The sequence below is a fragment of the Flavobacterium sp. RSP49 genome (assembly GCF_003968735.1).
In the GTDB taxonomy this organism is placed as follows: Bacteria; Bacteroidota; Bacteroidia; order Flavobacteriales; family Flavobacteriaceae; genus Flavobacterium.
The window spans coordinates 43,682-54,464 of the sequence record NZ_RYDN01000021.1 but is presented as its reverse complement, the minus strand read 5'-3'; the positions used below and the strand labels follow the sequence as shown (position 1 = coordinate 54,464).

The 10,783-nt window shown below is 35.0% G+C and carries 10 protein-coding genes; all 10 read right to left on the bottom strand.

Features of this window, described 5'->3' with window-relative positions; translation table 11 throughout:
* Positions 1-85 precede the first annotated feature (85 nt).
* Positions 86-1,339: a murein hydrolase activator EnvC family protein gene (locus EKM02_RS10780; protein ID WP_126455028.1), complete on the bottom strand. Its 1,254-nt coding sequence runs from the start codon at positions 1,337-1,339 to the stop codon at positions 86-88.
* A gap of 23 nt (positions 1,340-1,362) precedes the next feature.
* Complete coding sequence (locus tag EKM02_RS10775) at positions 1,363-2,148, bottom strand: DUF4292 domain-containing protein (protein ID WP_126455027.1); 786 nt, start codon at positions 2,146-2,148, stop codon at positions 1,363-1,365.
* Positions 2,148-3,497, bottom strand: a complete 1,350-nt coding sequence (locus tag EKM02_RS10770; RefSeq protein WP_126455025.1) for a tetratricopeptide repeat protein — start codon at positions 3,495-3,497, stop codon at positions 2,148-2,150. Before EKM02_RS10770 ends, EKM02_RS10775 begins: the two co-directional genes overlap by 1 nt.
* Before the next feature lie 417 nt (positions 3,498-3,914).
* Entirely contained in the window at positions 3,915-4,925 is a 1,011-nt protein-coding gene (locus tag EKM02_RS10765; protein ID WP_126455023.1) for a sugar phosphate nucleotidyltransferase, read from the bottom strand.
* Between the two features lie 84 nt (positions 4,926-5,009).
* Positions 5,010-5,444, bottom strand: coding sequence for a dUTP diphosphatase (dut, locus tag EKM02_RS10760; protein WP_126455021.1), 435 nt, complete (start codon positions 5,442-5,444; stop codon positions 5,010-5,012).
* A 179-nt stretch (positions 5,445-5,623) separates the two neighbouring features.
* Positions 5,624-7,090 carry a lipopolysaccharide biosynthesis protein gene (locus EKM02_RS10755; RefSeq protein ID WP_126455032.1) on the bottom strand — a complete coding sequence of 489 codons (1,467 nt, stop codon included), beginning with the start codon at positions 7,088-7,090 and terminating at the stop codon, positions 5,624-5,626.
* Positions 7,091-7,213: 123 nt separating this feature from the next.
* Positions 7,214-7,672 carry a hypothetical protein gene (locus EKM02_RS10750; protein ID WP_126455019.1) on the bottom strand — a complete coding sequence of 153 codons (459 nt, stop codon included), beginning with the start codon at positions 7,670-7,672 and terminating at the stop codon, positions 7,214-7,216.
* Between the two features lie 10 nt (positions 7,673-7,682).
* Entirely contained in the window at positions 7,683-8,126 is a 444-nt protein-coding gene (locus EKM02_RS10745) for a GNAT family N-acetyltransferase (RefSeq protein WP_126455017.1), read from the bottom strand.
* Between the two features lie 89 nt (positions 8,127-8,215).
* Positions 8,216-9,076: an ATP synthase F1 subunit gamma gene (atpG, locus tag EKM02_RS10740; protein WP_126455015.1), complete on the bottom strand. Its 861-nt coding sequence runs from the start codon at positions 9,074-9,076 to the stop codon at positions 8,216-8,218.
* 98 nt (positions 9,077-9,174) lie between these two features.
* The gene (gene atpA / locus EKM02_RS10735; protein WP_126455013.1) at positions 9,175-10,752 is read right to left on the bottom strand and encodes a F0F1 ATP synthase subunit alpha; all 1,578 of its coding nucleotides are present in this window, start codon (positions 10,750-10,752) and stop codon (positions 9,175-9,177) included.
* Positions 10,753-10,783 lie beyond the last annotated feature (31 nt).

Below are 10,783 nucleotides of genomic sequence, written 5' to 3'. Positions count from 1 at the left end.
TTGCAAAAACGTTTTTGCAAGTGTTTAATTAAATATTTTTATCTAATAATCTGTATCGGTTATTCAGGACAAGACAAACTATTTTCTATCTTGGGGACAACCAGCTTGAAGGATTATTATAGGTTGTATTTTGTAGGATTAAAAATTTAATTATCGTTTTTCCGGTCTCGCCATTCGTTCTTACTTTTCCAAGACTTTGCTTTATACTCACTTTATCTCCTTTATTGACTGACACTGAACTTAAATTTTGATAGACCGTAAAGAAATCTCCGTGCTGTATCATTACCGCTTTGTTTACTGGTGACAAAACGATGACACTGGTTACTTCTCCTCCAAAAACAGCTCTGGCACTTGCGCCATTGTCCGTAGTGATTTCTACACCGCTGTTGTGAACCGTAATTGTATTGAACAAAGGATGGGTTTGGTTTCCATATCCTAATGATATATATCCTTTTTCAACAGGATACGGCAATCTTCCTCTATTCGCTCTAAAATTATCAGCAACTATTTTAGCTTCAGGAGTTAACTCAATTTTAGAGGATGACACTGCACCTCTGGAAACCGGGGCACTTGGATTGGCTTTCGCTTTTTCTAAGGCGGCTTTCCTATTGGCTGCCGCAATGGCTTCCCGAATTAATTTATTGATTTGTCTGTCAATTGATTTGTACTCTTGTTGTCTTTTCTTAAGCTCTTTGGCAATCATATTTTTATCTTTTTTGATAAAATTTACTACCTTTTGCTGTTCTTTTTTTTCTTTTTCCAGAGCCAATCGTTCCTTTTCGTTTTCGGCAATCAGTTTTTGTTTTTCCTTTTTTTGAATGTTTAATTTATCATTATAGTCCAATAACTTGGTCGACTTAGATTTAATTTCCTCGCCCTGTGCTTTTCTATAACTGGTGTACTGCTTCATGTACTGCGCTCTTTTGTATGCCTGTAAAAAGTTTTCAGAAGACAATAAAAACATCGCTCTACTTTCTGACGAACGGCTTTTATATGATTTTAAAATCATTTCGGCATAATCCTCCTTCAGTTCCCCCAATTCTTTTTTTAATTTATTGATCTGAACCTGATTAATGTACATATCGTTGTTAAGCAACTTGGTTTGCTTTTCAGTGGTATTTATTAATTTTTCTTTAAGCCTTATTTTAGTACTTTGAATAATCACCACATTGAGAGCGGATTTCTCTTTTTTCTTTACATTCTGCAGTAATCTTTCATTTTCTCGAATTTCTTTTTGAATTTGAGCTTTACGTTCTTCTAATTTTTCTTGTTGGGATTCCTGACTCCATAGTAATGAAGTGGTACAAATTAAAATTAGGCTTAGGAGAAATTTTGGCATATCGGAAAAATATTTTTGCTAATTTACTTAATTATAATTCTTTTGTACCCATTTGGAACACTATAAGGAAAAGAAAGTTCTTCATTGAAAGTTACCGTATTGTAATCTAAACTGATTTCGGTAGTTCCTTTCTTCTGAAACGTATAAATTAAAACACTTGTAGGCAATGTTGTCTCGTTGTATACTTTGTTGTCTGTGTATGTAACTTTGATCGTTCGCTCTTCGGCAGTTTGTGTAATTTCTTGCTTTTGAACTAAAAATTTATCGGCATCTAAAAAGAATGATTTTTTTGTGTTTTTGTTCGATGTATCATCTAATCGATAGGTTTGTTCCAATAATGTTTCTAGATATTTTCCTTTAGTCAAATCATCAATAGCCTGACCTAATAACATGTTCTGGATTTTATTATAATCCAAATCCGTTCCTAACCACTGGCTTAAACTGCTGAAATCCCCTTCAAAATAGTTTCCGTTGATTTTTTCGTAATAGCTCACCGTGGAAGGCGTAATCAATGCTTTTGCCATTGTAATTCCAAGAAAACGAATGCTTACTAAAATTTGTTCGTCTTTCTTGATTTTAATTTCTGCGGTAACGTTTTGGGTCTGCTTGTCATCCGCATAACGCGCGCTTGACTTAATGTATAATGTAGAAAATTCATTTTTATTGTTATAATGATTTTCTATTATTTTTTTGGCTGACATATACCCCGCTTCAGCAACGGGCTCATTACTGGCAGCAACCACAATGGCTTTAGATTTACAAGAAATCATAAAAACAGTAAGTAGAACTACTATTGAAATTTTTTTCATTATTTTTTTTCTTTTAATAATTGATTGGCTTTAGAGAAAAACAAGTCTTTTTTCTTGAAATCTCCCAAACCATTATACGCTTCTCCAAGTTGAATATTGAAATTGATTTCCAACTCTTTATTCTCCACTACATAATCCATGCCCATTTCTAAAAAACCCTTCGCCTTTTTAAATTGTTGCAGCTGATTGTTGGCTAAACCCGCATAATAATAAAACTGAGGCTGCGTTGGAAAAGTCTCCATAAGTGCCGAAGCTTTCCTAGCTACTGTATCAAATTGTTTCATCTCCGTATGCGCTTGAAGCAAAAGTAAATTCGTTCCGACGGCATCACCAGACTCTTTATTTGCTGATTTTTCATAATACATAATTGCTTTGTTCCATTGTTTTTTTGCATGGAAAAACTTCCCAATTTCTTTGGCAACATCAACGGAAGTATCCTTGTCAAAATAGCCGACAGCCTTCTCTAAATCAGCCGAATATTGCGGATTTTTATCAGTAAAAACCAGAAACTCATTCAGAATTCGGTGTTTAATTTTCGAATCAATTTTGGCACTGGCCAAAACAATATTCATTGCTTTAATGGCTTTTGGTGCGTCATTAGCATCCAAGTAATTTTTGAATACACTTACTTGTGCCCACTCCGAATCTGGGATTGCTTTTTCGAGTTTTTTGACGGTTTCAAACGCTTTTGACTCTTCATTATTTTTCGAATACAAAAAAATTAAACTGATATAATTGAACTCATCCTGTGGGTTTTTAGCAATCAGATCTTCCAGATTGGTAATCTCCATATTCTGAAATTTTCCTACAGACAGAATCTGGCTTTTGTATAGTTCCCTTCTATCTGTTTTTCCGATGGTTTCATTAAGTTCCTGAATCAGTGCCAAAGCTTTCTCATACTGATTAGTCCCCATATAAAGTGAGGTCAAATCTTCTTTGTACTTGGGATCAAATTCAATCAACTTATTGATGACGGTAATTCCCTGAGTAAAATTTTTAGTTTCGTAACTCACATCATACATTCCTATCCAGAACCACTTGTTTTTAGGATCAATTTTAGTGGCGTTTTCAAAGTAATTATAAGCACTTTTATACTCTTTTAATGCTAAATAATTCTTCCCTAACTCATAATATACGGCGGCATCATTGGGCTTAATTTTATTGGCTTTATCCAAAGCTACAATTGCTTTATCATAGTTCTCAATCCCTTTTTGCAACAACGATTCATAAAAAAGTTCCTGAAACTGATCCGTATCGAGCTTGATTTCCTCTGGCTCCGCTTGCGCCCATAGCATAGTCGAATTGCATTGCAAAACGAGAAATAAAATTATGAAAGCGCTTTTTTTCATGCTGTATTTTTAATCCTGAATCTTTTTTATATAATACCACTTAACATTACAAATAATAACATTTCGTCGCATACTTGTTTAAACATATAAGTCATATAAGTTTTGAATTAATTCAAGTAAAACCAATAGTTCATTTAAGCGAAGCCACATAGCCTTGCAAGACTCGTATGTTTAAAATTAAATATTTTTATTTTTGATTATAGCATTTAAGTAGTTGGACCTATTTAATGTCATACTAAAAAATGAGTGAAATACTATTTGATATATAAGTCATATAAGAATTAAACCTTAAATGACCTTATGATTATTTAAGTTACATAAGGCTAACACAATTGAAACTTAAACTTACATGACTTATATGGTAAAAAAATGCAACATTGTTTTATTCTTATTGCTTAGTGCATTAATTGAATCCTTTTACTCCAATACCGAATAATCTCCAATGCTAATACTGGAAAAATTACCGTCGAAACTAACGTGATTCCCAATCATCGCATTGTCTAAATTCGCATTTTTGATATGAGAGTGCGTTTGTATTAAACTGTTTTTTATCGTGCTGTTTTGAACATGACATCCATCTCCTAACGATACATTTGGACCAACAGTTGCGTTAATTAACACCACATCTTTACCGATATAACACGGCGGAATTATAGTCGAATTCTCTAATTTGACATCAAAATCCACTAAATGTTCGCCATCATTATGCAAGAATCCTAACATTCTGGAATTGGTTTCCACGGTTACATTCTTGTTGCCACAATCCATCCATTCGTCCACTTTACCGGGAACAAATTTCATGCCTTTAGCCATCATTTGTTTGATACCATCATTTATTTGATATTCGCCACCGTGGATAATATTGTTATCTAATACTAATTGTAATTCGTTTTTCAGCACGGCCACATCTTTAAAATAGTAAATTCCGATAACGGCAAGATCTGAGACAAAAGTTACCGGTTTCTCTACTAATTCTACTATTTCATTTGCTTCATTCAGTTTTACAACACCAAAAGCTTCCGGCAGATCTACTTGTTTCACCCAAATCACGCTGTCGGCATTTTGGTCCAAATCGAAATCAGCCCGAATCAACGTATCTGCGTAAGCGATAACTGCTGGTCCACTCAAAGAATCTTTGGCACACATAATGGCGTGACCGGTTCCTAAAGCTTCGTTTTGGTAATAAATAGTGCCTTTGGCGCCTAATTTTTGTGCGATAGCAATTAGTTCCTCTTCTACTTTTTTGCCAAAACTTTCATGAATAATAAAGGCTACTTCTTCGATCGCTTGATTTAATACGCCTGCAATATCCTCTACTAAACGGTGAACAATCGGTTTTCCTGCAATAGGAATTAAAGGTTTAGGAATGGTTAATGTATGTGGGCGAAGGCGTGAACCACGGCCTGCCATTGGGACAATTATTTTCATGTTTTTTTATTGAAAGATTAAACGATTGAAAAATTTAAAGAGTATCGCAAATCTTTAAATTATTAAATCTTTAAATTATTAAATCTATTTCACTCCCGTACTACCAAATCCGCCTTCTCCTCTGGAGGTTTCTGTCAGCTCTTGTACTTGAATCCACTCTGCACGTTCGTGTTTTGCGATGATGAGTTGTGCAATGCGTTCTCCGTTTTGGATAACAAAATCTTCATTGGATAAATTTACTAAAATAACTCCGATTTCACCCCGATAATCGGCATCTACTGTTCCGGGAGCGTTCAACACCGTAATTCCGTTTTTAGCAGCGAGACCGCTTCGAGGTCTTACTTGCGCTTCGTACCCTATAGGCAATTCGATGAAAAGACCTGTTTTTACAATGGCTCTTTCCAATGGTCTTAGTGTTACGGATTCCGATAAGTTGGCTCGTAAGTCCATTCCTGCCGAAGCTATGGTTTCATAGTTGGGCAAGGCATGTTGTGATTTGTTGATGATGTTTATTGTCATTGTTTTTTTATTTTGATGTGCTGTAGGGACAAGTCGCGACTTGTCCCTACTTGTCCGTATATGTTCTTTTGTATTGTTTTCGATTTTTTAGCCCTGATTGAAGCGGCATCCTTTTCTTTTTTTCTTTAAAAAAGAAAAGATACAGCAAAAAGCAGGAAATAGCTCCTAAAAACTAGATTCTAATTCTTTTTTCGGTTCAATATTTTGATTAATAATTCTTTCTCGTTGTAGTAAATAAAATATAGGAATGCTAACAATAGCGGCACTCCAACTAAATAATTTTCTCTAAAGCCATAAAATGAAACTGCTGAAAAACCTATGGAAATCACTAAATACATGGCAATTTTATTGGTTTCGTACGGTATGGGGTAATATTTATTCCCAAAATAGTAGGAGATACACATCATGCTCCCATAAGCCGAAATGGTGGCAATTGCAGAACCGTAATAACTCATTGTAGGAATTAAAAGAAAGTTTAATGCTAAGGTAATGATGGCTCCCACTATAGAAATGTATGCACCAATATGCGTTTTGTCAATGAGTTTGTACCAAACGGAAAGGTTGGTGTAAATGCCTAGGAAAAAATTAGCCAAAATAATTAATGGTACTACTTTCATGGCTTCCCAATAGGAATCATCTCGGATCATAATAACTTTGAGCACATCGGCAAAAACGATGACGGACAGTAATATAAACGACCCAAAAATGACAAAATATTTGGTAATTGTAGCGTAGGTTTGTGGCGCATCTTTACTATTAGAATGGCTAAAAAAGAAGGGTTCGATTCCCAAAGTATAGGCAGTTCGGTACAAAACCATGAACAAACCAAGCTTGTAACAGGCGGAATAAACGCCCACTTCGGCATCAGCAATGTCAGGAGGCAATAAGTATCCCAGTAAAATTTTGTCGAATTGTTCGTTGATGGCAAATGCGATTCCAGCGACCATTATGGGCATACCGTATTGCATCATGCGTTTCCAAAGCGAATAATCAAAATTCCATTTGAGTTTGAAATAATTGGGGGACAGCAGTATAAATGTAAGTAAGCTCGCCGCGATATTGGACACAAAAATATATCCTATTTGGAAATCTTCCAGATATAAAGAGCGTAAAATACTGTCCGGATTTGATTCTGCAATCGCGGGTAAATAACTCAAAAAGAAAAGGTTCAGAAAAAGATTGACGGCTACATTTCCTATTTTGATTATGGCGTATCTTACGGGTTGCTGGTTGACCCTTAATTTAGAGAACGGAACAATAACCAATGCATCAAGCACTAAAATCCAAATGGTGTATGTAATATATTGTTCATCAATTCCTGACCAAAGCGCTAATGTGTTTCGAAAAAGTAATGCTATGAATAAAAAGGTAAGTGAAGTCCAGAAGATCGACACTGAGGCTGTTTCAACTACTGAATTTTTGTTTGTTTCCTTATTATAAAACCTAAAAAAAGCAGTTTCCATTCCGTATGCAAGAATGACATTAAAGAAAATCATGGAGGCAAAAATTATGGAAACCTTCCCATACTCCGCTTTAGGAAGTAGATCCGTATATAAAGGCACCAATAAGAAACTAAACATTCGCGGGACAACCGTTGCTAATCCGTAAATCGCGGTCTGTTTAAAAAGATTTTTATATAATCCCAAAATGGCGTATTTGTTTAAATTGATATCGACAAAAATAACCAATTCTTTGGTTTAAATGACCTCAGTACCTTTTTGTTTTTACTGCTGTTTCGTCTTAGAAAATATTTGATTTGAAGATTTTAATTAGAGCGGTTTTTCGAAGACATTGGAGATTTTCAAATAATACGTTTTATTTTTTAGCTTGTATTTTAATACTGCTTCATTGGGCTTTAAATCAAATTTAGATTTTTGAACGACCGGTGCTTTATTGCCATATTCTTTGGCAGGATTTATATCCATAATCAAATCTTCTTTTTTATTGCTTTGTAAAAATGAAAATTTAAAGTCTTTTGGTGTAATTTCCTGAACTAGAGATTCTTGATTGTGAAAATAGATTTTCTCCAATGTGATGTTTGCCGCAAGCGGTTTTTTGAATTCGATATAAAAATGAATTCCCTCATTCCTCTTTTCTAGTTTCTCTTTTTGGTAGAATACTGATTGTATTTCTTGAGGAAATTCCGTTTGAAGTTCGTGTTTCATAGCATAAAAAGTAAGGCTGATAGCGGTAATCACAGAGGAAAAAATTATTTTATATCCTTTCATAATTTTCTCTTTAACTTAGTCCTTCTTCGTTTAAAATTTTAAGAAAGTGAAATCCTTTGGGTACGTATCCTTGATTGTAATAAAAACGATGTGCGGTGAAATTTCCGGTAAAGGCATCTAAAACGATCATGGTACAACCAGTTTCCTTCGCCAATACATCAACATAATCCGTCAACATTTTGCCAATTCCTTTCTTGCGGTGTTCTGGATGCACAATAAAATTATCAATTTCCAGGTACTTGCCAGACCATAATTTAGTCCCAGACCATAATCCGGAGAGTCCTACACATACATCGCCTTCAAAAACGGCAATTTGCTTGTAGTTGTGTGGAATCATCTCTGTAAGATACGATTGGTATTTTTCTACCGTAAATGTGGGGTATAAAAATCGCATTACTTCAATGTTTTCAAGCATTTCTTCTACTGTGCTGAGTTCTCTAATTTTTAATTGCATTCTTCCTAGTATTATTTTAAACTATAAAATTAAACAAAAAAAGAGTCACGCTATGCGTGACTCTTTATATATTTTGAATCAATAATCTATTATCCATTCAACGCTTCAGCACCACCAACAATCTCTAAGATCTCATTAGTAATAGAAGCCTGACGTGCTTTATTATATGTTAATTTCAGTTGATTTCTCATTTCCGTTGCATTATCAGTTGCTTTATGCATCGCAGTCATACGGGCTCCGTGCTCTGAAGCAAATGAATCCCGAATTCCTTTGTACAATTGTGTTTTTAATGATTTTGGAATCAAAGTCAACACGATTCCTTCTTTTGAAGGTTCAAAAATATAATCACCAGTTGAAACTGTAAGATCAGATTTTATAGGTGCCAATGGCAAAAATTGTTCGGTTTGAACGATTTGTGTTGCGGCATTTTTAAATTGGTTATAAATCAACTCAATTTTATCATATTCTCCTGAAACGAATTTCTCAGTTAATGTATCCGCAATTTTAGCTACAGCATCAAAAGTCAAGTCATCAAAAACAACGCTTTGATTATCCACCACTGAATGTGTTTTACTCAAAACATCATTTCCTTTTTTGCCAATAGCAAAAATATCCACTTGCTTCCCTGTATAAAATTCAACACGACTTTTTGCTTCTTTGATTGCATTCGTATTAAAAGCACCCGCTAAACCTCTGTTAGAAGTTATTACAACTAATAATACTTTCTTGATCTCTCGTTGTATGGTAAACTCTCCTCCTATCTCACCATCAAGCGTGGCAGAAAGATTTTGCAATAATTCCGTTAATTTTTCGGCATAAGGGCGCATTGCTGTGATTGCATCTTGTGCTTTCTTTAGCTTTGCTGCAGAAACCATTTTCATTGCCGATGTAATTTGCATCGTCGATGAAACGGAAGTAATTCTATTACGGATTTCCTTTAAATTTGCCATTTTATATTAGTCTAATGTCGTAAAGTCATAAAGTCTAAAGTCCTCAAAAGCAGATAAACTGACTTTAAGACTTTCGACTTTACAACTTTTGACTAGTTTTAGTTATATTTTGCTGATAATTCTTTTGCTACAGTTTCGATTACATCTGTAATTTCGTCTGTCAATTTTCCTGCTTTCAAAGCATCAAGAGTCGCTCTGTGTTTGTTGTTCAAGAATTCCAAGAAATCTTTCTCAAATTCTCTTACTTTATTCACAGGAACATTTCTCAATAAGTTTTTAGAACCAGCATAGATAATTGCAACTTGGTCTTCAACAGTATACGGATCATTCAAACCTTGTTTCAAGATCTCAACGTTTCTTCTTCCTTTTTCAATTACGTTCAAAGTAACGGCATCAAGATCAGAACCAAATTTAGCAAACGCTTCTAATTCACGGAATTGTGCTTGATCCAATTTCAAAGTACCTGCTACTTTTTTCATTGATTTAATTTGGGCATTTCCTCCAACACGAGATACCGAAATACCTACGTTAATTGCCGGACGAACCCCAGAGTTAAACAAATCTCCATCAAGGAAAATTTGACCATCTGTAATAGAAATTACGTTTGTTGGGATGTATGCAGAAACGTCACCAGCTTGCGTTTCAATAATTGGCAGCGCCGTCAATGAACCACCACCTTTTACAATTGATTTCAATGAATCTGGTAAATCGTTCATGTCTTTAGCAATTCCATCATCAGCAATTACTTTACAAGCACGTTCTAATAATCTACTGTGAAGGTAGAAAACGTCTCCAGGATATGCTTCGCGTCCCGGTGGTCTTCTCAATAACAGAGAAACCTCACGATATGCAACCGCTTGTTTAGATAAATCATCATAAACAATTAAAGCCGGACGTCCTGAATCTCTAAAATATTCTCCAATTGCAGCACCTGCGAAAGGAGCATACACTTGCATTGGAGCTGGATCAGAAGCATTTGCCGCAACAATAATGGTATATGCCATTGCGCCTTTTTCTTCTAACATTTTAGCAATTCCTGCTACAGTCGAAGCTTTTTGTCCAATAGCAACATAGATACAAAATACTGGTTTCCCAGCATCGTAAAATTCTTTTTGATTTAAGATAGTATCGATACAAACAGTTGATTTACCTGTTTGACGGTCACCAATAACTAGCTCACGTTGTCCACGACCTACTGGAATCATAGCATCTACTGCTTTTATTCCTGTTTGTAATGGCTCAGTAACGGGTTGACGGAAGATAACTCCAGGAGCTTTTCTTTCTAACGGCATTTCGTATAAGTCTCCACCGATTGGTCCTTTTCCATCAATAGGAAAACCAAGTGTGTTTACTACACGACCTACCATTTGTTCTCCTACTTTAAGAGAAGCAATACGTTGTGTTCTTTTAGCAGTTGAACCTTCTTTGATTCCTGTAGATGGTCCTAAAAGTACCACACCTACATTATCTTCTTCAAGATTCAAAACAATAGCTTCTAATCCATTGTCAAATTCAACTAACTCTCCATATTGAACATTCGAAAGCCCGTAAACACGAGCAATACCATCTCCAACTTGAAGTACTGTTCCTACTTCTTCTAGTGTAGCACCAGATTCAAAACCTTCTACTTGCTTTCTTAATATTGCTGAAATTTCAGCAGGTTTGATTTCCGCCATCTTAATTTATAATTTAGACACTTAAATGTGC

What these genes read in the sequence shown, in the direction of transcription:
- EKM02_RS10770 (WP_126455025.1), bottom strand. Translation starts at nt 3,497, where the DNA reads ATGAAAAAAAGCGCTTTCATAATTTTATTTCTCGTTTTGCAATGCAAT.
- EKM02_RS10775 (WP_126455027.1), bottom strand. Translation starts at nt 2,148, where the DNA reads ATGAAAAAAATTTCAATAGTAGTTCTACTTACTGTTTTTATGATTTCT.
- atpA (WP_126455013.1), bottom strand. Translation starts at nt 10,752, where the DNA reads ATGGCGGAAATCAAACCTGCTGAAATTTCAGCAATATTAAGAAAGCAA.
- EKM02_RS10745 (WP_126455017.1), bottom strand. Translation starts at nt 8,126, where the DNA reads ATGCAATTAAAAATTAGAGAACTCAGCACAGTAGAAGAAATGCTTGAA.
- EKM02_RS10765 (WP_126455023.1), bottom strand. Translation starts at nt 4,925, where the DNA reads ATGAAAATAATTGTCCCAATGGCAGGCCGTGGTTCACGCCTTCGCCCA.
- EKM02_RS10780 (WP_126455028.1), bottom strand. Translation starts at nt 1,339, where the DNA reads ATGCCAAAATTTCTCCTAAGCCTAATTTTAATTTGTACCACTTCATTA.
- dut (WP_126455021.1), bottom strand. Translation starts at nt 5,444, where the DNA reads ATGACAATAAACATCATCAACAAATCACAACATGCCTTGCCCAACTAT.
- EKM02_RS10750 (WP_126455019.1), bottom strand. Translation starts at nt 7,672, where the DNA reads ATGAAAGGATATAAAATAATTTTTTCCTCTGTGATTACCGCTATCAGC.
- atpG (WP_126455015.1), bottom strand. Translation starts at nt 9,076, where the DNA reads ATGGCAAATTTAAAGGAAATCCGTAATAGAATTACTTCCGTTTCATCG.